Genomic DNA, 22,877 nt, shown 5'->3' on the forward strand with positions numbered 1-22,877 from the left:
CCTGGCGGGTTACCATCCCGCACTCGTTTCGTTAAAGGGTTGTTCTCACTTCCATGCCGATGGACTTTTCCGGCCTGCTGCGCCGCCTGTTGACCGACAGCCATATCTACTTCGCCCTCAAGGTGTTGCTGGCCATCCTCGGCCTGCTCGCCTTCACCCTGGCGACCGGCGACATCCAGCTCACCGTGCTGCTCTCCCTCGGGGTAGTGGCGGGAGCCATCGCCGAAACCGACGACAGCCTGTGGGGCCGGGTGAAGAATTTGGGGATGACCCTGCTCTGCTTCCTGTTTGCCTCTTTGTGTGTGCAGTATCTCTACCCCACGCCCTGGCTGTTTGCCATCGGGCTGGCGAGCTCCACCTTTATCTTCGTGATGGTGGGGGCGCTCGGCGCCCGCTACGCCACCATCAGCTTCGGCACCCTGCTGATTGCCATCTACACCATGCTGGGGGCCGCCCATGCGCCGAGCCTCTTCTACCAGCCACTGGCGCTCGGCGCCGGCGCCCTCTGGTACGGGCTGGTGTCGCTGCTCTGGCTCTGGCTGCTGCCCTACAAGACGCTGCACGAGCAGCTGGCCCAAAGTTACTTCGCCCTTGGCCGCTACTTGCTGGAAAAATCCCGCTTCTTCCCGGCGGACGAGCACGGCGCCCAAGCCATTCGCCACAATCTGGCCCAGCTCAACATCAACCTGGTGAGCGCGCTCAACCTCACCAAGTCGGCCCTCAATGCGCGTCTTTCCCCGCGCCATCCGGCAAGCCCCGAGCTCGCCAGCCTGCTGCGCCTCTACCTGCTGGCGCTGGAAATTCACGAGCGGGCTACCTCCAGCCACTACCCCTACAGCCGTCTGGAAGCCGAGCTCAAGCAGGGCATAGTGCTGGACGGTTTTCAGGAGGTCTTTTTGCAACTCTCGGAGGCGTGCCAGCGGCTCGGCTACGCCATCCTGGTGCACAAGCCCTATGCCCATAACAAGCGCATCCACTGGACCCTGGAGGCCCTTGGCGATCAGCTGGAGTTCACCCATCTCAAGCAGCACTACCCGAAAACCCTGCTGACGCCGATGAAGTTCCTGCGCCGCAACCTGGCCAGCATCAACCAGCTGCTGGGCAGCGCCGAGGGGCTGCAAAACCCGGATCAGGCCCCCCAGAGCCTGCCGCCGCTGGCAAGCCCGCCCCGCCTGCCATTTCTGGCCCAGCTCAAACAGCACCTCACCCTGCACTCCATGGTGTTTCGCCACGCCCTGCGCCTCTCGCTGGGGCTGGTGATCGGCTACGGCATACTGCAGGCCTTTGACATGGACAAGGGCTACTGGATTTTGCTCACCGTGCTGTTTGTCTGCCAGCCGAGCTACAGCGCCACCCGCCGCCGGCTGGTGCAGCGGATGCTCGGCACCTTCGCCGGCATTCTGGTGGGGATCCCGGTGCTCTGGCTCTTCCCCGAGCTGCACGTTCAGCTGGTGGTGATGGGGCTTGCGGCTTTTCTGTTCTTCACCCAGGTGCGCAACAACTACAGCGCCGCCGTCTGCTTTATCACCCTCTACGTCCTGATGGCGTTCAACCTGCTGGACGGCATCGGCTTTGCCATCCTGGGGCCGCGCCTGCTCGATACCCTGCTCGGCTGCCTTATCGCCTACGCCCTGGTGGCCTGGCTCTGGCCGGACTGGCAATACAAGCGCCTGCCGACGCTTATTGCCAACTCACTGTCGGCCAACGCCCGCTACCTCTCGGCGGTGCTGGCCAGCCTCAAGCCGCAACGAGATGAATCCATCGACTACCGGGTGGCGCGCAAGAGCGCCCATCTCGCGGACAGCGAGCTGGCCACCGCCTGGCAGAGCATGCTGGTGGAGCCGCAAAAGCGCCGCCGCTTCCTCGATCTCTGCTTTACCCTCACCTGGCGCAACCATGCCCTGCTCTCCTACATCTCGGCGCTCGGGGCCCATCGCGACAAGCTGGAGGCCATCAGCGGGCTCGACGAGATGCGCCACCACATCTGCCACACCCTGGAACAGGCGGCAGGTCATCTGGCGGGCACCCCCTCCAGCTCCCTTGGCGGCCAGCGCCTGCTGATCACCCCGGATGAAGCGCAGGAGTACAGCGAGGAGCAGCTGATGCTGACCCAGCAGCTCAACCTCATCAGCGAGCTGGCGGATCAGCTGCTTAACCTTGCCAACGAGAGCCGGTTGCTCACCGGGGATCAAGGCGCTACCATGCCCGCCCAATCCCGATAGCCCCATTAGCGAGGAGCCCCCATGTCTGCCGACAAACATCAGCTGAAATTCAACGGCCAACTCATCGAGACCGATGCCAAGGGCTACCTGCTCAACAGCAACGACTGGAGCGAGGAGCTGGCGCTGGTGTTGGCGCAGCAGGAGGGGATCGTGCTGGAGGAGCCGCACTGGGAAGTCGTGCGCTTCGTGCGCGCCTTCTATCTGGAGTTCAACACCTCCCCGGCCATCCGCGCGCTGGTCAAGGCGATGGAGAAACAATACGGCCCCGAGAAGGGCAACAGCCGCTACCTCTACAAACTGTTCCCGGAAGGGCCCGCCAAGCAGGCAACCAAGATTGGCGGCCTGCCCAAGCCGGTAAAATGCATCTGATCCCCTGATGTGCAGGCCCCACGACGGCGGCCCGGGGAATAGCGACAGGCGGCAGGGGCAACCCTGCCGCCTGTTTTCATCTCAGCCGGCGCGCCCCGTCACCTCTGCCAGCCAGCCGACCAGCCGCTGCCAGGATTTGGCATCCGCCTCCTGGTGATAGCGCTCTCCCCCAAACACGCTAAAAGCGTGGGGCGCCCCGCTGTAAGTGGTCATCTCGTGGCGCACGCCCGCCTTTTCCAGCTGCTCGGCCAGGGCCGCAAACTCCTGCAGCGAGACGGACGCGTCCGCCGAGCCATGCTGGATAAGCAACGCGGCCCGGGTCTTGCCGTAATCCTGATCCGGCGGCATGGCCAGACCGCCATGCACGCTTACCACCCCGGCCAGCGGGCTGCCGCTTCGCGCCATCTCAAGGGCCGCGGCACCGCCAAAGCAGTAACCCAGCACCACCACGGGCCCCTTCCCCAGCGCCTGCCTGGCCGCCGCGAGTCCGCCGTCCAGCAGCTGGCGCATGCGGGCGCGATCCTGATAGAGGGCCCCGGTTGCCTCACGGCGCCCCTCGATCGTTGCGGGCCTGACGCCCTTGCCAAACAGATCGACTGCGAAGACGTTGTAGCCGAGCTTGCCCAGCATCTCGCTGCGCTTTATCTCGTAATCGGTGAGCCCGTCCCAGTCGTGGATCAGCAAAATAATCGGCCCCCCGTCGCGCCCCCCGGTCAGGTAACCTTCATAGTCGCTGCCGGCAACCTGATAGGTCAGACTGGCGGCCCAGATCGGGGCGGCCAGCAGCGCCGCCATCAGTGCACAGATCCCTTTCATCCCTTTTCTCCCTTCCATTGCGTGGTGATAGGCCGCCGGGCGCCCAATAAAAAAGCTGCCCGCAGGCAGCCCAAGTATGAACGACACCGTCTTTTGCACCGGATTGAGGGATGGTTACTCCCCCGCCAGGGCGACCAGCTGCTCCGCCAGCCGGTGGCCCTGCAGGTAGGAGGCGATCAGCTCGTCATCGGCACGGCCTTTATCAATCTGCTGATACCAGTGTTCCAGCATGGCGGCAAAGCCCCGCTGGGCCAGCACCGGCTGCCAGTCGTTTGGCACCAGCGCCTGCGCCGTCTGGTCGCGGGCGACGATGCCGCGGGTGCAGTTTTCCAGATGAAGCGACAAGTTGTCGCCGTAAGCGTCGATACGCTCCTCGGTGATGCCGGCGCTGCGGTTCATGCTGCCGCTGATGGCGCGATCCCTGCTCTGCCAGGCCACGCTCACCCCGGCCAGCTGGCTGGCATCGGTTGGGCTGCGCCTTAGCACGGCATGTAGCTCCCCGTCCGGCACGCCGCCATAGAAGCAGAGGCCGTCGAGCACATGGATAAAGTCGTCGAACAGAAAATCCCGTGCTCGCCCGGGCAGAGCAAATCTGTGTTTCTGCCAGTTGAGTTCGGTGAGCGGCTGGGCTCGTGCTTCGGCCATGGCCGGCAGATAGCGGCGGTTAAAACCGGTAAACAACGCACAGTTTTGCGCGATGGCCAGATTGGCTAGCCCCTCGGCGTCAGCCAGGTTGTCGCACAAGGGTTTGTCGACAAAGGTGGGGATGCCGGCGCGCAGGCATTGCTGGGCAATCTCGCTATGCACGGCAGTGGCGGCATGAATCATCACCGCATCGGGGCGACTGGCCAGCAGGGCCGCCACCTCGGTAAAGCACTCGGCGACCCGGTACTGGCGGGCCAGCTTCTCCAATACCACCGGATTGCGGGTGCAGAGCAGCGGGGTGATCCGCTCATCGCTCGCGAGCAGCGGCAGATAGGCTTTCTGGGCGATATCGCCAAGACCAATCAGGGCAATGCGCATTGCAACTCCTTGTCATCAACACTGTGGTGGGCAAGGTAGCACGCCCTTGCCACTGAGGGTATAAGCCAGCGCCTGTACCCAAGGCGCGGGTAGCGCGATAACCATAAATAATCAGGGCGACTTCTGTCGCCCTGATTATTTGCTCTGTGGTGATGGCTTATGGCTTCGCCTGCTTGCCGGCATCGATCCGCTTGCCGATCATGGCCCCCAGTTCGGAGCCAACCACGGCACTGACCATGGCCAGGATCATCGGAACCAGCTCAAACCCGGCCTGCGGCCCGAACAGCACGGGCACCAGCATATTGAAGCCGATAATCCCGAACACCAGCCCAAGCCCGCTACCGATCTTCTCGCTTCTGGATTTGCTTTTTACTGCCATCTCACTACTCCTGTGCCGGTGCCGGTGCCGTATCGACTCTATGTCGGTTATATGTAGGTTATGTGCCGTCTTTTGCCGGCGCTATGCCGGAAAAATGGCTGCGATGCGCTCGGGGACGCCATCAGGCCTCCCCCCTGTTAATCGGCCGCCAAGATAGCAAAACCGCCCCCGCCTTGCTGCCTTTATCGCCTGCCCCCGAGCGCTTTGATGACAGAGCTCAAAAAACGAGGCCTTTCTGATAGTTATGTCAAATTTGTGCTCGCATCAGCAGCCTCGTTTGGCTTAACATTCCCATATGGTGCCTATTAATCGGTAATGGGTAGCTACCCTGCTGGTTAATTGAGCATATTGGAAGCTGTAATCCACGGGCGGTAGCGTGAGATTTAGTAGCGTTAATCCTCGCTCAAAAGGTTAATATCCCAGATTTTGTTGTTCTGATAGATAACGCGACAAGGCAAACCAGCAGTTCTAGAGAACAATCCAAAATGCTGTAGCCCAGCCTTTCCTGAAATTATTAATAAACCAAAGAGGAAAAGTTAATATGAATTCTGTAGCTAAATTAATTACGATCAAACACTTGTTTTTACTACCGGCAATATTTACCTTTGGCTGTGCCCAAATGTTTCCGGCTCGCTCTATAGAACTTAGCCCTGGCCATTATCAAGTAGAAACATCAGGTAATATCTTTGCCTCTGCAAAGTCGATGATAGATAAAGTCGATGAAAAAGCAGCATCATTATGCGGGAGCACTGGATTTAAATACATCGATGATAACAAGATTGATACATACACCTCTCCTGCATATTACAAAGGCGTAGACATAAGTATTCCCTACAATGTATTAAGCCGAGAAATCGTCTGTAAATAAACTACCTTCAACAGAAATAAACAAAGCTGGATTCATACTATCCATGTTTAAAATTAAAAATAGCCATAGCTCATACGGCTAAAACTCCTTGAAAGAAATGAGCTTTAGTCAGAAATTACTGTTAAAAAGGTAATCCCTGATTTGCTCCTGCTTGGAGGAACAACTCTCCCCTCCACACCTCTGTTAGCGTACCCACACCGCACCTTGATTATTCCACCTACGCAACAGCTGATCGCTTATGCATTACAATCTGAGGGTATCCAGCGCCAAGCCACAGCCGCCTGATGGCCAGCTGCCAGCGCCCGCTCACTGTCCGGTTAGCGGCAAGATCGCAGAGCAAGAAGAGTTTGATGGCGATCAAAAAATGAGTTGTTTCTGATATTTACATCACTTTAAGGCTCGCCTCGACAGTTTCGTTTGGCTTACCATGGCCATCCAGAACCTGTTGAGCTGTGATGGGTTGCTGCCAGCGCGGGTCAAGAGAGCATATTGGAAGCTGTAATCCACAGGCGGTAGCGTGGGATTTGGCTGCACTACGCCTTGTTAAGAAAGATGAGTGTCTTGATTCTTCTTTGTGCCTTTAATCCAAGATGAGAATGTCAAATTAATAATGAATAAGGAAATCTATGGGTTTAGCTGAAGCCTTAGTTCATATCCCACAATCTGAAAGAGGTGGCGAAATTGCTCAGCGTGGTTTTGATTATCAATCCTGCTGGGCTTTGTCTGAGATGCTGGAGTATGAACTAAACGGGAAAAGTTACGTTTTTATTTTCGAGTATCATGATGATATTCTTATTCTTGATAATACAATCTCTCCCAAAGACCTAACTTTTGCACAAGTAAAAACAAATGAAAGTCATTGGACTGCATCCTCACTGAGCAAGAGTACAAGTAAAAAACCAATATCAATAATTGGAAAATTATTTATTCATTATAAAGACTTCATTGAATATTCGCCTCAACTTTTGTTTGTCACTAATGCTGCTTTAAAATTATGTGACTGTAACGGAGGAAAATCTTTCTTCGGGGCTCACGAAGTCAAAAAGGAACACCAAGAGAAATTCAAACAAGCAATAAAAGACCAAGCTAAGTTAGATGACTCATGCATCGATCTTTCAGTAATGAGATTTATCCAATCATCATTAAGCCTAGAGGATCACATTACTCACCTTAAAGGAAAACTATGTAATTTCATAAGCAAAAAGTATGGTGATAGTTCTACATTAAATGTTAATGTACTAGCATCATTGCTTGATCAAGAATGCAGAAGTAAATCTAAAATCAAATCCGCGGATATAATAAACTTCTCAGATCTAATAGCAAAGAAAGGCTTCTCATCCCAAGACTTAAATAACGTTTTAGATTCGTTGAATACTAGCAATAAAGATTTACCTACTTGGGAAATGGCGGAACCAGTATTTCATGACCTAGGTAAGACTGCTCTACAGCTTATTACATTACAAGCAACTTTTCTACAAGTCTGTATAGAGATAAATCAAGAAATTAAAAACCCTTCGCGTATTTATCAAAAAGTTGCAATTGAACTTTACGATGAACAAAAAATTCATTTAAACCTAAACGAGTATGTTATTGCAACAATGGATAAGATTGATGCATGTTGCCCTGACTACACGCTGGCATTAACGGCATGCAAAAAAGAGTGCATCATTATTTATTCAATAATTCAAATGTTACTGAAAGGGGATGATAAATGAGACATATATACTTTAAAAGCGCTCATATATTGTCTCTCAGAGATAAAAGAGGATTCACTTTTGAGTTTTCGCCAGATATAAACATTATCACAGGAGCGAATGATACTGGAAAATCCAGTTTTATAAAAAGCTTATATTATACATTGGGAGCTGATATTCGCTTAGATAAAAAATGGAAGCAGGATAGCTTTGTTTCAAAAGTTGTCATTTGCGTCAATAAGCGAGACTATGCATTTGTTCGTCACGAAAAGCGTATTTCGATCTTTGATATTACTGATGGAAATGAACGTCTCTTGGTTACATCTAACTCTCGTACAGAGATCGCATTGACCGTACGAGATATTTTTGACTTTAATTTAGAGCTGATTTTAAAGAAGTCATTGGTTCAAGAACAAGCGCATCCTGCAGGCCTCTACCTTCCATTTTATATTGACCAAGATGACGGATGGGGTACTGTATTAAATTCGTTTGGCAGCTTAAAGATGTACAAAGATTGGCAGAGTAATATTCTTAACTTTCATGCAGGTGTCAAGCCAAAGGAATATTATAAACTTCAAGGTGAAATTAGCTTAATTGATATCAACCTTAATGAAATACGAGCCACATTGAAGGCGCTGGTTGCAGCTAAAAAACGCTTTGAAGAATCATTCGGCAGAGTACTATTTGATATAGACATTGATTATTACGAAGAATTATTGGAGCGATTTCTCAGTAAGTGCCAACATTTACACCGAGAAGAAACAGAATATAGAGTCAAGCTCATAAAATTATTATCTCAACGAGATGAATTAGTATCCGAGATAGACTTATCAAAAACACAACTTGATGAATGCGACATAGATAATTTATCTCCATCTGCAAGTTTAGAAGCTAAATATGCTGTACTCAAAAACAGAGAGAGTTTATTTCAAATCATACCTAAACTGTATGACCAGAAATCATCCTATGATGCACAGATTGATAAAGTTAAAGAAAATTTAAAAAACTCTCAACGATTAAGCTCTGATCTTAAAGAAATGCTCCAAGAAGTAAAGGAACAGTTGACACTCCAAGATTTTATAAAGTCGCAAGCAAGTAAACAGGTTGAATCAACTTTCGATGAACAGATCAATGAATTGCTAAATAAAATTGGAATATTAGATCTATCTAGAAATACTCTGTCAGAGAAGCTAGTCGAGTTTAATAATATAAAAAGAAGTCGTGAAATAAATGATAAATTCAAAGAGTCATTAATTTTCGCCCAAACAGAGTTAGGTATCAAAGATCCCACAGTTGGGCCAATTCTTAAATTTGGCCCGATATCAAAAAGCGAAACAGGTAGCCGAGCGCCAAGGGCAATACTAGCTTATCATTATGCTCTTCTTAAAACGATTGAAGATAAGTCCACTAACCCAATGCTTCCAGTTGTAATCGACTCCCCGAAACAACAGGATCCTGATCCACATACAACTGAAAAATTATTCAATTTATGTATTGGTGGCCTATCAACTAACAACCAATTAATTATAGGCTCAGTTTCTTTTGAGAGAAAAACTGATGAATTTAAAACACTGACAATGACTACAAAATATAGCTTACTAAAAGAAGAGCTATATAATGAAGCTTACAAAGAGATTATGCCTTTATATAAAAAAGCATCATTATCATCATAATGTTTCGTATAAAGCTCATAAAATAAAAAGGCGACCATCCGGTCGCCTTTTTATGTCTATCACTTTCCAATCAGGTATATCACCGAGCCGGTCGCTTGGCGCCATTGCCTTTAGCGGCGGGCTTGCCTCCCTGAGTAGCGGATTTGGCGCCCGGCTTGGCAGAGCCGGCGCGGGTCGGCGCCTTGCCTTTGTGAGCGGGTTTCCCCTGCCCTGCCGGTTTACCCTGACTTGCACCCTGCCCAGTACCCTGTGCGGTGGGCTTGCCGTTGCCAGCCCCTTTCTGGAGCTGAGAGCCCACCGGTTTGCCATTGCCGGCCTTGCCGCCATTTCTGCTAGCCGCTGGGGCATTGGCTGCACCAGCCTCGCTGCGGGCCCCCTTGTTGACCACCCCGTTGCTGCGCTGATGGGTGATGGCACTGTGGCGGGTCAGGGCAGGCTTGAGGCCCTTGCTGCGGCTGCGCTCGGCCTTGGCTTCGCCACGGCCTTCCGGCGGCACCAGACAGCCGGGGCCGTTGCCAATCAGGTGGCCCTTGCCCATGGCGAGCAGGGCTTCGCGGATCATCGGCCAGCCAGCGGGGTCGTGGTAGCGCAGCAGCGCCTTGTGCAGGCGACGACGACGCTCGCCCTTGGCGACGAACACATCGCCCCCCTCGCGGCTCACCTTGTTTAACGGGTTTTTCTCCGTGTAATACATGGTGGTGGCGTTGGCCAGCGGCGACGGGTAGAAGTTTTGCACCTGATCGAGCTTGAAGCGGTTCTCTTTTACCCAGAGCGCCAGATTGATCATGTCTTCATCCGTGGTGCCCGGGTGGGCCGAGATAAAGTAGGGGATCAGGTACTGCTGCTTGCCCGCCTCTTTGGAATACTTGTCGAACAGCTCCTTGAACTGGTAGTAGCTGCCCATGCCCGGCTTCATCATCTTGGAGAGGGGCCCCTCCTCGGTGTGTTCCGGCGCGATCTTGAGGTAGCCGCCGACGTGGTACTTGGCCAGCTCCTTGATATAGCGGGGGTCTTCTACCGCTATGTCGTAGCGCACCCCGGAGGCGATCAGGATCTTCTTGATGCCCTTGAGGTCACGCGCCTTGCGATAGAGGTTGATGGTCGGGCTGTGGTCGGTGTCCATGTGCGGGCAGATGGTGGGCCAGACACAGGAGGCGCGACGGCAGGTCTGCTCGGCCTTGGGGCTCTTGCAACGCAGTTTGTACATGTTGGCGGTGGGGCCGCCGAGATCCGAGATGACGCCGGTAAAGCCCGGCACCTTGTCGCGGATATCTTCGATTTCTTTCAGGATCGACTCTTCCGAGCGGCTCTGGATGATGCGCCCCTCGTGCTCGGTGATGGAGCAGAAGGAGCAACCGCCGAAGCAGCCGCGCATGATATTGACCGAGGTCTTGATCATGTCGAAGGCCGGGATCTTCGCGTTGCCATAGGCCGGGTGCGGCACCCGCTGGTAGGGCAGGCCGAACACGCCGTCCATCTCGTCGGTTTCGAGCGGGAAAGCGGGCGGGTTGACCCAGACGATGCGATCGCCATGGGCCTGGGAGAGCGCACGGGCGCAGCCGGGGTTGGTCTCGTGGTGCAGAATGCGCGAGGCGTGGGCGTAGAGCACCTTGTCCTCTTTCACCCGCTCGAACGCCGGCAGCTTGACGTAGGTCTTCTCCCACGGCTTTTGCTTGGGGGGCTGCACCAGGATGGGCTTGGCCTCCTGTTCACTTGGCGCTGTGCCCTCGTCGTCGCTGCAGGGAGCCCCTTCCATATAGGGATTGGGGATGGGGTCGATGCGGCCAATCTGGTCGAGCTTGCTGGAATCCACCCCGCGCCAGCCCGGCAGAGGTTCGCGGCGAATGACGGCGGTGCCGCGAATATCCTGCATGGTGTCGATGGTCTCGCCGCCTGCGATGCGGTGGGCCACTTCCACCAGGGGGCGCTCGGCGTTGCCGTAAATCAGGATGTCTGCCTTGGCATCGAGCAGGATGGAGCGGCGGATGGTCTCGGACCAGTAGTCGTAGTGGGCGATGCGACGCAGGGACGCTTCGATGCCGCCGATGACCACCGGGACCTCCTTGAAGGCCTCCTTGCAGCGCTGGGTATAGACCAGAGTGGCGCGATCGGGGCGCTTGCCGCCCACATCCCCCGGGGTGTAGGCGTCGTCGTGGCGCAGCTTTTTATCGGAGGTGTAGCGGTTGATCATGGAGTCCATGTTGCCCGCCGTTACCCCGAAGAAGAGGTTCGGCTTGCCCAGGCGCATAAAGTCATCCTTGGATGACCAGTCCGGCTGGGCGATGATGCCGACCCGAAAGCCCTGGGATTCAAGCATGCGACCAATGACCGCCATGCCGAAACTCGGGTGATCCACGTAGGCATCGCCGGTTACCAGGATGACGTCGCAGCTGTCCCAACCGAGCTTGTCCATCTCTTTGCGGGACATGGGCAGGAAGGGCGCCGTGCCGTAGCACTCTGCCCAGTAGCGGGGATAGGAGAAAAGGTTGGGTACCGGCTGCATTTTGACCACCTGGAACAATTCGGGTCGCGCATTATACCGATTGCTGCCAAGGGGAGCGATGGCTTTTTGCCCCCATAAGTCGCGCGGGATAAGGGGCTTCACGATGAAAAAGGGCGCCCGCAGGCGCCCTTGTGATGATGGAGGCTGGCAACTTATGCAGCCGGAGTTTGCTGATCCCCTGCCCCCTTGGCAGTCAGCGCCTCGTCCACCTGGCGATCCCGCGCCCCCGTCATGCCGGCGTGGCGGGCGATCAGATGATAAATGGCGGGCACCACCAGCAGGGTGACCAGGGTCGCCAGGGAGAGGCCGAAGAAGACCACGGTCCCCACCGCCATCCGGCTCTCGTAGCCCGCCCCCATGGAGAGCATCAGGGGCACGGCGCCGATAATGGCGGTGAGCGAGGTCATCAGGATGGGGCGCAGGCGGCGCACCGAGCCTGCGATGATCGCCTGCTCGAACGACTCGCCGCGCTGGCGCAGCTGGTTGATGAACTCGACGATGAGGATGCCGTTCTTGGTCACCATGCCGATCAGCATGATCATGCCGATCTGGCTGTAGATGCTCATCTCCTGCCCCGTCAGCCAGAGCCCCAGCAACCCGCCGAAGATGCCGAGCGGCACCGTCATCATCACCACCGCCGGGGTCAGGGTGCTCTCGAACTGGGCCACCAGCACCAGATAGACCACCAGCAGGGCGAGGCCGAACACCAGCGCCATCTCCCCCTGATTGTCGCGATAATCCTTGGAGTCGCCGGCGTAATCCACCGTCATGCCGGTGGGCAGGTGGGTGTTGGCCCAGCCATCGAGAAAGTCGAGAGCCTCCCCCAGGGTGTGATCCGGGTGCACGTCCGCAGTCAGGGTGATCGCCTTTTGTCGCTGGTAGTGGTTGAGGCGGTTGGCGGTGGCCACCTGCTTGACGGTGGCCAGGGTCGAGAGGCTCACCATCTCGCCGTTCGCGGCCTTGAGATAGATGCGGCCAAGATCCGAGACGCCGTTGAACTCCTGCTGGTTGCCGCGCAGGTAGACGTCATACTCCTCGCCCCGGTCCACATAGGTGGTCTTGCTCACCCCGCCCAGCAAGGCCTGCAAGGTGCTCGCCACGGTGGAGACCGGAATGCCAAGCTGGCTGGCGCTGTCGCGATCTATGGTCACCCGAAGCTCCGGGGTTTTCTCGGCGTAGTCGAGATCCGGCGTCAGCATCAGGCCGCTGCCCTGGGCGGTCTGTTGCAGCGCCAGCCCCTGCTGGTAGAGCTCGTCATAGTCATTGCCCTGCAGCACAAATTGCACCGGCGCGGTGGAGCCGCCGCGAAAACCCGGCTGGAAGGTGCGGATCATCACGTCGGGAATGCCCGCCAGCTTGCCCCCCAGGGAGCGGGAGAACTCGGTGGCGGTGACGTCGCGCTCGGCCCAGTCGGCGAGCTGGATGATCACCATGCCGGTCTGATCGCCGCCGCGACCAAAGGCCGGGGTGCTGAAGCTCATGGCCTGCACCAGCCCCTTGCCCAGCATGGGCATGATGGCCGCCTCCACCTGCTGCATGTTGCGCTTCATCCGCTCGATACTGGTGCCCTCCGCCCCCTTGACGAACACATAGACCACGCCCCTGTCCTCGGTCGGGGTCAGACTGGTGGGCAGTTGCTGGAACAGGGCGCCGATGCCGCCCAGGCAGAGCAGCAACACCAGCGGCGTCCAGCGGGAGCGGTGCAGCACGGCGCCAAGCAGGGTGCGATAGTGCCCCTCCACCCAGCCAAGGCCGCGATCGAGGGCCGCGGTCAGGGCGTTGGGTCTGTCCAGCGGGCGCATCAACCAGGAGCCCATGGCCGGAGTCAGGGTAAGCGCCACCAGGGAGGAGCAGAGCACGGCCAAGGAGAGCAGGATGGCAAACTCGGTAAAGAGCCTGCCCACCATGCCATCCATAAAGGCGATGGGCACGAACACCATCACCAGCACGGCGGTGGTGGCGATGACCGCAAAGCCTACCTCCCGGGTGCCGTGCCAGGCGGCCAGCAAGGGAGATTCCCCGCGCTGCAGATGGTGGTGGATGTTCTCCACCACCACGATGGCGTCATCCACCACCAGACCGATGGCGAGAATGAGCGCCAGCAGAGTGATGAGGTTGATGGAAAAACCGAAATACCAGGCGCCGATAAAGGCCGAGATGAGCGACACGGGTACCGTCACCGCCGGAATGAGGGTGGTGCGCCCCTGGCCAAGGAAGAGATAGAGCACAGCCACCACCAGCACGGCGCAGATGGCCAGGGTCTCGTACACCTCGTCAATGGCCTGCTTGATGAAGATGGTGGAGTCATAGTCCACCTCAAGCACGGCTCCCTCAGGCAAAAAGCGCTGCATTTCGCCGAGCTTTTTTTCTATGCCTTGCGCCACCGCCAGCGGGTTGGCGGTGGATTGGGCGACGATGCCGATCCCCAGACTCTCGCGGCCATTGCGCTGGTAGGCGCTGTCTTCGTTCTTGGCCCCCACCTCGACATCGGCGATATCCGCCAGATAGATGCTCTGGCCGTTGCTGGCGGTGGTGATCTGCAGGTTCTGGAAATCCTCGGCGCTGTGGTAGAGACGGGCGATCTGCACCGACATGGTCATGCTGTTGTTGCGAATTTCCCCGCCCGGCAGCTCGATATTCTCCCGCTTGAGGGCATCCTCCACGTCCGCCACCGTGATGCCGCGGGCCGCCATGTCGGCGGGGCGCAGCCGCACATACATCACCTGGGTGAGATCGCCGGAGAGCATCACCTCGCTCACCCCGTCCACCAGGCTCAAGGGGTCGACCAGGATCCGGTTGGCGTAGTCGGTCATGGCGGTGCGGTCCATCTGGCTGCTGCTGAAGTTGAGCCAGACCGCCACGTCGCCGTTGCCGCTATCCTTGGTCACCAGGGGCTCGTCTACCTCATCGGGCAGCCGGGGACGGGCGCGGGAGAGGGCGTCGCGCACGTCCGAGATCCCCTCCACCATGTTCCAGCCGAGTTTGAACTCGACGGTGATCATAGAGCGCCCCTTGCGGGTCACCGAGTTGATGTTCTTGATGCCGCTGATGCCGGATAGCTGATCCTCGATGGGCTTGGTGACCTGACTCTCCATCACCGAGGGGGCCGCCCCCTCATAGGTGGTGGTGATGGAGACGGACGGTGTCTGCACGTCCGGCATCTCCCGTACCGTCAATTTGGAAAATGCCACCAGGCCGAACACGGTGAGCAAAGCGCTGAGCACGACCGCCACCAGCGGGCGGCGGACCGAAATATCCGAGAGCCACATCAGCCATTGACCTCCGCCAGATCGTGCACCAGCACCCCATCGCGCAGGTTGACCAACCCTTCGACCACGATGCGATCGCCGATCTTGAGCCCCTCGGTGACCCAGACGGTCTCCCCTTCGGTTTCACCCAGCACCACGGGTATCCGCTTGACCCGACCATCGGCCTCGAGACGATAGACGAAGCGCTGCTCCCCCACGTACTCCACCGACTGGGCGGGGATCAGGGTCAGCTGGCGGGCCGGCAGGGCCAGCACCACATTGAGCAGCATGCCGGGACGCAGCTGGCCATTGGCGTTGGGGATCATCACCCGCGCCTTGATGTTCTGGCTGTCGTTGGAAACCCGGCTGTCCAGGGTGGTGAGGGTGCCGGCAAAGTGCTGATCCGGCCAGGCGCTGCTGGTGGCGGTCACCGCCATGCCGGGGTGCAGCAGGGAGAGGTAGCGCTCCGGCACCGCCAGATCGAGGCGCAGCTTATCCACTTCATCCAGATGAAGCAGGTTGTCGCCGCTGTTGACCAGGGCCCCTTCGCTGAGATCGATAAGACTCACCCGGCCCGCAAACGGGGCCTGCAGGGTACGAAGGGATAGCTCGTAACGGGCGGCATCGAGCCGCGCCTTCGCCTGATCGACCGCGGCCTGCTGCCCCTCCAGCTCGGACTGGGTCACGGCGCCGCGGGCCACCAGCTTGCGCATCTCATTCAGTTTGCGGGTCTCGTCGCGCAGGCTCGCGCTCTGCTCAGCCAGTTCCGCCTGCTGCTTGCCCGAGTCCAGCGCGATCAGAGTCTCGCCCCTGGCCACCGTCTGGCCTGATTGCACCGCTATGTTGACGATGCGACCCGTGACCTCCGGGCTGATGATGACGGAGCGGTTGGCGGTGAGCTTGCCCACCAGCTTGAGGGTCGGCTCCGCCAGACTCTGGGTCACGGTCTGGGTACGGATATTGATTTGTCTGGCGGGTGCCTTGGCGGCAGGCTCACTGTGGCGATACGCCCAGACGGCGGCCACCACGACACAAAGAAGTCCCAGGCTGAGCCAGATACGCATTTTCATCGAACGATCCATGGAGAATTGAAGGAAAGAGATTCCGGATAGGGGCCATTTTAGCCCCTGACTATGCCGTGACTATGAGCAAATGTGACAAAACGTAACAAAAAGGGAGGAAGCTCATCGTGTTGGTGATTAAATGATTAATTCCTCAACAGATTGGCATAAAATGGAGGCTCTCCATTACCAACAGGTGTGGACACCTTGTTCCTATCGACGTTGTTTGATCGCCGCTTCTTCTCCCCTTTCACCTGGCCGTTGCTGGCGCTGGCCGCATTGCTCATCATCCTGGCTCTACGCCAGTCGCTCAGGCAGATAGAGGATGTCTACCAGAGCGACACCCTCAACAGTGCCATCCATCTGCGGGATCAATTCAGGCAGAGCCAGGTGTTTCTGGAGGCGATGCACGGCCAGGCCGAGGAGCGGCTGCGCAGCACACCCCAGTCAGCCCTGACCCGCCAGCTCTATCACTATATCGAAGCACTACCGGACCAGGGGTTGGCGCTTGACCATCGACCACTCGAGTTGCCCCGGAAGCTGGTAGGCAACCTGACCGGCGCAGGTCCCTTGCCACCACCGGGGAGCAAACGGGAAGCCAGACTGCATCTGGCCCTGAGTCTCTCGCCCCTGCTTTCCACCGCGAGCCGGGAGTTTGACAATGAGATAGCCTGGGTCTACTTCACCGGAGTGGACCACTTTATCTACCTCTATCCCTGGGTCCCCTCCAGCCGGTTTCGCTTCTCTCCCTCGCTCTACCAGAGCACCTATTGGCAGGACGCCCTGGCAGCCCATAACCCGGAGCGGGGCACCATTATCTCGCGCCCGTTCAACGACCTCGCAGGGAAAGGCCAGCTCATCACATTGTCACGCCCTCTCTATCAGGATGGGCATCTGGTGGGGATGCTCAGCATGGATATCCAGCTCTCGCGCTTGCATCAGCAGCTTGACGAGCTGATCCCGGAACTCGGGGACTACATGCTGGTCAACCAGTATCGCCAGGTGCTGGCCAGCAGCGCGGCAAACGCGGTCGCGCCCGCCGATCTGACACCCTCCTCGACCTATCTTTGGCAGCAGGGCACCTTGCGCCTGATCCTGGCCATTCCGGACACCCCCTTGCGGCTGATCCACACCATTTCCCTCTGGCCCCTGCTGCAGGCCATGATCTGTCAGTCGGGCCCCACCCTGCTGGCCATCCTCTTCATGCTGCTGGCGGCGCTCTCCAATCTCAGGGCCAGGCGGCTCAACCAGCGACTCAACTACCTCTCCTGCCACGACAATCTGACCGGGGCCTTCAACCGTCATTACCTGGCGCAGCTGGAGCAGCAAAACACCCTGACGCCGGCGCAGCAGACCGGTTTTCTGATGTTCGATGCGGATCACTTCAAACGGGTCAACGACACCTTCGGCCATGGTGTCGGTGATGCCGTGCTGATCCGCCTGGTGCGACTGTGCCAGAGGCAGCTCAGGCGCGAGGATTGCCTGATCCGTTGGGGCGGCGAGGAGTTTCTGGTGCTGATCGCCCAAAGCGACGGTGCCCTGCTCGCCGAGGTGGCCGAGCGCCTGCGCGCCGTCGTCGCCGGGCATGACTGGGGCGCCATCGCTCCTGGTCTTGCCGTCACCATCAGTCTGGGCCACCACGCCTGTTGCGAGGACATCCCCCACCACGAGGCCGTGCGCCGCGCCGATGTGGCGCTCTATCAGGCCAAGGCCAATGGTCGCAACCGCAGTGAAAGATGGCAGAGTGACGCCTGCGAACACACGGGGTAAGCTGGTGTTCCAACCCCTTTCAGGAGGAAAGTCGTGCCAAGAAAACCCCGCATAGGGCTCGCGCTGGGGAGCGGAGCCGCCAGAGGATGGGCCCATATCGGCGTCATCCGTGCCCTTGAACGCCTCGGTATCAAGCCGGATCTCATCGCAGGTTGCTCCATCGGCAGCTTTGTGGGGGGAGCCTACGCCGCCGGCGAGCTGGATCGGCTGGAGGCCTGGGTGCGCGACTTTACCCGGCTGCAGGTGGTGAGTCTGCTCGACCCCGCCCTCTCAGGCGGCCTGTTTCGCGGCGAGAAGGTGTTTGGCATCGCCGCCAACTACCTGGGCAACCCGGATCTGGAAGACCTTCCCCTCCCCTTCGCCTGCGTCGCCACCGAACTCGATACCGGCCGCGAGGTCTGGCTGCAGCAGGGGTCGCTGCGCCAGGCGGTGCGCGCCTCCTGCGGCATGCCGGGGATCCTGACGCCGACCCGGGTCAATGATCACTGGCTGGTGGATGGTGCCGTGGTCAACCCCGTGCCCATCTCCCTGGCGCGCGCCATGGGGGCCGAGGTGGTGATCGCGGTCAACCTCAACACCGATATGCACCAACCCTGGACCGACCAACCGGATCAGGTCAGCAACGGCGGCCTGCTCAGCCAGTGGCTCAACCGGGGCGAGAGCACACCCGCCACCCCGGGCATGTGGAGCGTGATGACGGGCTCCATCAACATCATGCAGGAGCGCATCACCCGGGCCCGGATGGCGGGGGATCCGCCGGAGATCCAGCTCTGCCCGCGCCTTGGCAGCTTCTCCATCATGGATTTTCATCGCGCCGTCGATGCCATCAACGAAGGGGAGGCCTGCGTCGAGCGCAGCCTGGATCAGCTCAAAGACGAACTGGGGCGACTCGGGGTGCTCTGATCATCCTCCAACACACAAGCAAAACAGAAAGAGCGCCTTGCGGCGCTCTTTTGCTATTCGGCTCAGCGAAACCTAGAAGAGTCCCAGCCCCTTGAGCATCACGATCAGGATCAGCAACGGCGATACGTAACGGATGATAAAGAAAAGCGGTTTGAGGATGGGCAACGCCAGCTCGCCACCATTGGTCAGTGCCTCTCTCATCCGCTCCTCGCCCCACACCCAGCCGACGAACAGGCAGAGGAAGATGCCACCCAGCGGCATCAGGACGTTGGAGGAGAGGTAGTCGAACAGATCGAAGAAGGTCTTGCCGGCGATCTGCACGTCCGCCATGGTGCTGTTGGAGAGCGCACAGGTGGAACCCACCGCCCCCAGCACCAGCAGGTTGATCAGGGTAGCCCGGCGGCGGCTCATGCCAAAGCGCTCGGAGAGCACCGAGACCGGCACCTCCAGGATGGAGAGCATGGCACCGGTGGCCGCAATGGCGGAGAGCACGAAGAAGAGCACCATGAAGACGTGGCCAAACGGGATGCTGGCAAAGACTGCCGGTATGGTGATGAACAGCAGGGAGGGACCGGCGGTCGGCTCGAAACCGAATGCAAACACCGCCGGGAAGATGGCGATGCCGGCCAGCATGGAGACGAACAGATCGGCGCACATCACCCGAAACGCGGTCGCGGGGATGTTCTGATCCGCCCGAAAGTAGCTGCCATAGGTCATCATGGTGCCCATGCCGATGGAGAGCTTGAAGAAGGCCAGCCCCATGGCGGTCAGCACCACGGCACCGGTGATCTTGGAAAAGTCCGGAGAGAACAGGAAGGAGAGCCCTTCGCTCGCCCCCGGCAGAGTCAGGCTGCGAATGCCGATCACCAGCAACAGGATGAAAAGCACCGGCATCAGCTTCTTGGTCACCGCCTCAATCCCCTTGGAGACCCCCATCAGCAGTATGCCCCCCATCAGGATCAGCACCAGCCACTGCCACAGCAGACTCTGCAGCGGATTGGTGATGAGCGCCGTGAACGCAGCGCCGGTGACTTCCGGGTTGGTCGAGAGGATGGAGCCGTCGATCGCCTTGAAGATGTAGGCAAAGACCCAGGCCGCCACTTCGGAGTAGAACGACATGATAAGGAAGGCGGCCAGCACGCCCATGGCCGCGATCAGCCACCAGGGTTGCCCCTTGGGGGCCAGTTTGGTCAGGGTGCTGACCGCATCTGACTTGCCTTTGCGACCCAGCATGATCTCGGAGATCATCACCGGCAGCCCCACCAGCAGGGTGGCGATCACATACACCAGCAGAAAACCGGCGCCACCGTTTTCACCGGTCAGGTAGGGGAATTTCCAGATATTGCCGAGACCAACGGCAGAGCCTAGGGTCGCGGCCAGCACGCCGAATTTGCTGGTAAAGCCGTCTCTGGCCTTGGGGGTGGTTTGACTCATTATTGTCTCACTCTCTGTCGCATCATGCGAGGTAGCGGATTAAAGGGTAGGAAGTTTCTGAGGTTTGTAATTGCTTGCCAATATTTTTCAGGGGAAAGCGCTATCTGGAGCACGATTTGCGCTACATCCGGTTATCAGTCCTGTTTTCCAGGCAAAAAAATGCCGCCCGATGGCGGCATTTTCTGTCACAGTGACACTCACGCCTTGGCGAGGTCGTCCGGTCCGATCTGGCCGATTTCGGCGACTTTTTTGTCAGCCAGCAGCCAGAGGGTGAACTTGTGCAGCTCGGGGTGGTGAGCCAGGGCAACCAGGAAGGCGCCACCAACTTCACGATAACCCAGCTCGTAGTTCTTCAGGGTTGTGGGGGGAACACCCAGCAAATCAGCAAATTTAGGACGGCTCAAACCGACTGCTTCACGGATCTGACGGATCTTCTTGCCAACAGTGACGATATTTGAATTCATATTGTTCCATACTCCGTTTGGCGGATGTACTCCGCCTTTTATTTTTCGCGACGACTCGTAGTCAAGTGTATCAGTTTTGTACGGACTCGTTATGGTCGAGTCTCTATCTTTATGAGCGCCTTTCGGCGACAACCCTTGCTATCAACGGGGATGGTAATCGCTCAGCCGCCTCAGGTAAACAGTCTCGAAAAGAAACCCTTATTGTTGGCAACAGAATTGCTCGTATAATTCGCCAGCTACCCATAAAGAGGAATTAGTATGGCGTTTCCCGGCATTATTTCCCGCCTGCACACCGTCCCGAACGTATCCCAACTGCAACAACAACTGACCCAGGGTGAACAGTATCGCGCCGAAGCCTTCTGGCTCCCTTCGGCATTGCAGCATCATGCCAACGAGGTACTGGCCCAGCTGTCAGACAAATGCAGCCTCTATCTGGAACAGGATGAACCGACTCTTTCCCTGCGTAGCCACGATGGTGGCCAGGACAGTCATGGTCGTCTGCTCACCCGCAACGGTCAGGTTCTCGGGCTGGCCGTGACCCCTGGCGATGGCGGCCTGGTCCCCGTCTCCGGCATGCCGGACATGGCCACCTGGCTGGAGGCAGGTCACCTTCATTTCATCTGTCCGGCGGCGGTCCAACCGGTGGCTCGGGCCATTCTCAACATCTGGCCACTGGACCCTTATCTGGCGCGTCATTTTCTGACGAGCTTCATTCCGCTGTTACAAAGCGCAACAGAGGTCGATTATCTCGCCGTTTTTGCCGCCAGGGAAAATCAGGCCAACCCGCATCCCGACTGGGTTCAGGCCTATATGAGACTGGAAAAAAAGCTGCACCGTGCCTACCTAGATCACTAATTAATCAGCATAAACAGCCAGTTATCCCTTCCTGATAATTTTGTATCCGGTGCATTTGTGAGCTTGATCATGTTTTAAAAACGGCATAGAGTGCGCCTCGTCATCGGAATGACACCTGCTGCTTGGTCGCGGTTTTCACCTTTGCGTGCCCGACCAAGTTGCTCGACACACCAGGAGAGTGTGCGACCCGGAATCTGCCGGGTCATCTGCCAGACTCGACGCCAGCCGTTCGGCGGAGCCTGCAGCTTACATAAATGACAAAGTGCGAAGCATGTGAATAACGTGCGCTCTCAACGAGGATTTTTTTATGATGAAAATGGCTCCTTCCCTGATCGCCATCGCCATGGCTGCCATGGGTGCTACTGCTGCTCACGCTGCTGACGACATCTACTTCGGTGCCGGTGTCGGTGCTGCTCACTTCAACGGTCTGAACAAGATCGAAGGCGTGAACAACGGTGAAGAAGACGCGGCTGCTGCCAACGCATTCGTGGGTTACAACTTCAACGAATACTTCGGTACCGAGCTGGGCTACCAGTACGCTGGCCGTGGCAACACCGAAGGTCTGCGCTACGAGAACCAGGGTGCCACCCTGTCCGGTATCGCTCGTCTGCCGCTGGGCAACGACTTCTCCCTGTTCGCTGAAGGCGGCGCCTACTGGGCTCACACCGATGGTCTGGGCATCAGCGATACCAAAGTATCCCCGCTGGCCGGTGCCGGTGTGACTTACAAAGTCAACGACGCCCTGGATCTGCAAGCTCGCTACCGCTACATGTGGGACGTGGCTGACCTGAACGTAGAAGGCACCCACTACAAGTCCAACCAGAGCGTGGCTACCCTGGAAGCCGTATACCACCCGTTCCGTACTTCCTACGTAGCGCCGGCTCCGGCTCCGGTTGTTGAAGAAGCTCCGGCTCCGCAAGTTGTCGAGAAGAGCTTCGCCCTGAACTCCGACGTGCTGTTTGCCTTCGGCAAAGACACTCTGAAACCGGAAGGTGCTCAGGCTCTGGACGCTCTGTACCAGCAAATCGTTGAATTCCAGCCGAAAGATGGCAGCGCTGTTGTCGTTGGTTACACCGACCGTATCGGTTCCGACGCTTACAACCAGAAACTGTCCGAAGCCCGTGCCCGCACCGTTGCCAACTTCTTGGTAAGCAAGGGTATGGCTGCCAGCAAGGTTGCCATCGAAGGTCGTGGCGAAGCTGACCCGGTTACCGGCACCAAGTGTGACGGCGTGAAAGCCAAGGCTCAGCTGATCTCCTGCCTGGCCCCGGACCGTCGTGTAGAAGTTCGCGTATCTGGCGTACAAGAAGTTCAGCAATAATCTGAACTGCGCAAGATAAAGTGCGAAATGGGGATGCAATAGCATCCCCATTTGTTTATCCCCTCTTCCTTCCTGACATCCCCCTGTCACATTTGACTCTTAGCTTGCCTGTACTACCTCAAAAGCATAAAGTAGCTAAGCCTCTAAGGCATTGGATAAGCACTAAAAAGCGCTTCTGTCCGGCCTGTTGTCCATGATGTAGACGCATCATGAGTGTCCCGAAGCCATCTGCTATCCATCTTGTTGGCAATTTTTTCGCCACCATAAAAACAAG

Annotated in this window: 17 protein-coding genes; 9 read left to right on the top strand and 8 right to left on the bottom strand. The window is 57.4% G+C overall.

All coding sequences use genetic code 11. The features are described from left to right. Positions 1–53: 53 nt before the first annotated feature. Positions 54–2,222, top strand: coding sequence for a YccS family putative transporter (yccS, locus tag LA321_RS00780; protein ID WP_042073027.1), 2,169 nt, complete (start codon positions 54–56; stop codon positions 2,220–2,222). A gap of 21 nt (positions 2,223–2,243) precedes the next feature. Continuing rightward, a complete protein-coding gene (locus tag LA321_RS00785; RefSeq protein WP_042073028.1) occupies positions 2,244–2,591 on the top strand; it encodes a TusE/DsrC/DsvC family sulfur relay protein in 348 nt (115 codons plus the stop codon). Between the two features lie 81 nt (positions 2,592–2,672). On the opposite strand, the gene LA321_RS00790 is transcribed toward LA321_RS00785, so the two are convergent. The 3 genes from LA321_RS00790 to LA321_RS00800 all read right to left on the bottom strand — a co-directional run bounded on the left by LA321_RS00790 (position 2,673) and on the right by LA321_RS00800 (position 4,809). After that, the gene (locus LA321_RS00790) at positions 2,673–3,407 is read right to left on the bottom strand and encodes a dienelactone hydrolase family protein (RefSeq protein WP_042073030.1); all 735 of its coding nucleotides are present in this window, start codon (positions 3,405–3,407) and stop codon (positions 2,673–2,675) included. Positions 3,408–3,521: 114 nt separating this feature from the next. After that, complete coding sequence (locus LA321_RS00795) at positions 3,522–4,430, bottom strand: Gfo/Idh/MocA family protein (RefSeq protein ID WP_042073031.1); 909 nt, start codon at positions 4,428–4,430, stop codon at positions 3,522–3,524. Positions 4,431–4,587: 157 nt separating this feature from the next. After that, positions 4,588–4,809: a hypothetical protein gene (locus LA321_RS00800; RefSeq protein ID WP_042073033.1), complete on the bottom strand. Its 222-nt coding sequence runs from the start codon at positions 4,807–4,809 to the stop codon at positions 4,588–4,590. A 541-nt stretch (positions 4,810–5,350) separates the two neighbouring features. Between LA321_RS00800 and LA321_RS00805 the strand changes: the two genes are divergently transcribed. The 3 genes from LA321_RS00805 (at position 5,351) to LA321_RS00815 (ending at position 9,044) form a co-directional block, all read left to right on the top strand. Then, on the top strand, positions 5,351–5,677 hold the full coding sequence (locus tag LA321_RS00805; protein WP_156141175.1) for a hypothetical protein: 327 nt from the start codon (positions 5,351–5,353) through the stop codon (positions 5,675–5,677). Positions 5,678–6,303: 626 nt separating this feature from the next. Next, positions 6,304–7,392, top strand: a complete 1,089-nt coding sequence (locus LA321_RS00810) for a DUF4297 domain-containing protein (RefSeq protein WP_042073034.1) — start codon at positions 6,304–6,306, stop codon at positions 7,390–7,392. Then, complete coding sequence (locus LA321_RS00815) at positions 7,389–9,044, top strand: ATP-binding protein (RefSeq protein WP_082043461.1); 1,656 nt, start codon at positions 7,389–7,391, stop codon at positions 9,042–9,044. Before LA321_RS00810 ends, LA321_RS00815 begins: the two co-directional genes overlap by 4 nt. Positions 9,045–9,123: 79 nt before the next feature. Here the strand turns inward: LA321_RS00815 and LA321_RS00820 are convergent, their stop codons facing one another. From LA321_RS00820 to LA321_RS00830, 3 genes are all read right to left on the bottom strand, one after another. Further along, positions 9,124–11,547, bottom strand: coding sequence for a YgiQ family radical SAM protein (locus LA321_RS00820; RefSeq protein ID WP_042073036.1), 2,424 nt, complete (start codon positions 11,545–11,547; stop codon positions 9,124–9,126). A 152-nt stretch (positions 11,548–11,699) separates the two neighbouring features. Further along, on the bottom strand, positions 11,700–14,816 hold the full coding sequence (locus tag LA321_RS00825; protein ID WP_042073040.1) for an efflux RND transporter permease subunit: 3,117 nt from the start codon (positions 14,814–14,816) through the stop codon (positions 11,700–11,702). Further along, positions 14,816–15,865 (bottom strand): efflux RND transporter periplasmic adaptor subunit, encoded by a 1,050-nt coding sequence (locus LA321_RS00830; protein ID WP_042073041.1) that lies wholly within the window; start codon positions 15,863–15,865, stop codon positions 14,816–14,818. Before LA321_RS00830 ends, LA321_RS00825 begins: the two co-directional genes overlap by 1 nt. A gap of 198 nt (positions 15,866–16,063) precedes the next feature. Here LA321_RS00830 and LA321_RS00835 point away from each other — a divergent pair, with 198 nt between their 5' ends. Both LA321_RS00835 and rssA read left to right on the top strand, forming a co-directional pair. Continuing rightward, positions 16,064–17,626: a sensor domain-containing diguanylate cyclase gene (locus LA321_RS00835; RefSeq protein WP_156141179.1), complete on the top strand. Its 1,563-nt coding sequence runs from the start codon at positions 16,064–16,066 to the stop codon at positions 17,624–17,626. 33 nt (positions 17,627–17,659) lie between these two features. After that, entirely contained in the window at positions 17,660–18,529 is an 870-nt protein-coding gene (gene rssA / locus LA321_RS00840; RefSeq protein WP_042027780.1) for a patatin-like phospholipase RssA, read from the top strand. A 72-nt stretch (positions 18,530–18,601) separates the two neighbouring features. Here the strand turns inward: rssA and LA321_RS00845 are convergent, their stop codons facing one another. Next, on the bottom strand, positions 18,602–19,963 hold the full coding sequence (locus tag LA321_RS00845; protein WP_042073046.1) for a sodium-dependent transporter: 1,362 nt from the start codon (positions 19,961–19,963) through the stop codon (positions 18,602–18,604). A 197-nt stretch (positions 19,964–20,160) separates the two neighbouring features. Continuing rightward, positions 20,161–20,427: a helix-turn-helix domain-containing protein gene (locus tag LA321_RS00850; RefSeq protein WP_026456659.1), complete on the bottom strand. Its 267-nt coding sequence runs from the start codon at positions 20,425–20,427 to the stop codon at positions 20,161–20,163. A 258-nt stretch (positions 20,428–20,685) separates the two neighbouring features. Between LA321_RS00850 and LA321_RS00855 the strand changes: the two genes are divergently transcribed. Next, positions 20,686–21,282, top strand: a complete 597-nt coding sequence (locus LA321_RS00855; RefSeq protein ID WP_042073049.1) for a hypothetical protein — start codon at positions 20,686–20,688, stop codon at positions 21,280–21,282. Between the two features lie 307 nt (positions 21,283–21,589). Further along, the gene (gene ompA / locus LA321_RS00860) at positions 21,590–22,603 is read left to right on the top strand and encodes a porin OmpA (protein ID WP_042027784.1); all 1,014 of its coding nucleotides are present in this window, start codon (positions 21,590–21,592) and stop codon (positions 22,601–22,603) included. Positions 22,604–22,877: the final 274 nt, after the last annotated feature.

Source organism: Aeromonas enteropelogenes (assembly GCF_020097295.1).
GTDB classification, from domain to species: Bacteria; Pseudomonadota; Gammaproteobacteria; order Enterobacterales; family Aeromonadaceae; genus Aeromonas; species Aeromonas enteropelogenes.

Excerpts from the sequence above, each read along its gene's own strand:
- LA321_RS00800 (WP_042073033.1), bottom strand. The coding sequence starts at position 4,809 with ATGGCAGTAAAAAGCAAATCCAGAAGCGAGAAGATCGGTAGCGGGCTT.
- LA321_RS00855 (WP_042073049.1), top strand. The coding sequence starts at position 20,686 with ATGGCGTTTCCCGGCATTATTTCCCGCCTGCACACCGTCCCGAACGTA.
- LA321_RS00795 (WP_042073031.1), bottom strand. The coding sequence starts at position 4,430 with ATGCGCATTGCCCTGATTGGTCTTGGCGATATCGCCCAGAAAGCCTAT.
- LA321_RS00820 (WP_042073036.1), bottom strand. The coding sequence starts at position 11,547 with ATGCAGCCGGTACCCAACCTTTTCTCCTATCCCCGCTACTGGGCAGAG.
- LA321_RS00805 (WP_156141175.1), top strand. The coding sequence starts at position 5,351 with ATGAATTCTGTAGCTAAATTAATTACGATCAAACACTTGTTTTTACTA.
- yccS (WP_042073027.1), top strand. The coding sequence starts at position 54 with ATGCCGATGGACTTTTCCGGCCTGCTGCGCCGCCTGTTGACCGACAGC.
- LA321_RS00785 (WP_042073028.1), top strand. The coding sequence starts at position 2,244 with ATGTCTGCCGACAAACATCAGCTGAAATTCAACGGCCAACTCATCGAG.
- LA321_RS00790 (WP_042073030.1), bottom strand. The coding sequence starts at position 3,407 with ATGAAAGGGATCTGTGCACTGATGGCGGCGCTGCTGGCCGCCCCGATC.
- ompA (WP_042027784.1), top strand. The coding sequence starts at position 21,590 with ATGATGAAAATGGCTCCTTCCCTGATCGCCATCGCCATGGCTGCCATG.
- LA321_RS00845 (WP_042073046.1), bottom strand. The coding sequence starts at position 19,963 with ATGAGTCAAACCACCCCCAAGGCCAGAGACGGCTTTACCAGCAAATTC.
- LA321_RS00810 (WP_042073034.1), top strand. The coding sequence starts at position 6,304 with ATGGGTTTAGCTGAAGCCTTAGTTCATATCCCACAATCTGAAAGAGGT.
- LA321_RS00825 (WP_042073040.1), bottom strand. The coding sequence starts at position 14,816 with ATGTGGCTCTCGGATATTTCGGTCCGCCGCCCGCTGGTGGCGGTCGTG.
- LA321_RS00830 (WP_042073041.1), bottom strand. The coding sequence starts at position 15,865 with ATGAAAATGCGTATCTGGCTCAGCCTGGGACTTCTTTGTGTCGTGGTG.
- LA321_RS00815 (WP_082043461.1), top strand. The coding sequence starts at position 7,389 with ATGAGACATATATACTTTAAAAGCGCTCATATATTGTCTCTCAGAGAT.
- LA321_RS00850 (WP_026456659.1), bottom strand. The coding sequence starts at position 20,427 with ATGAATTCAAATATCGTCACTGTTGGCAAGAAGATCCGTCAGATCCGT.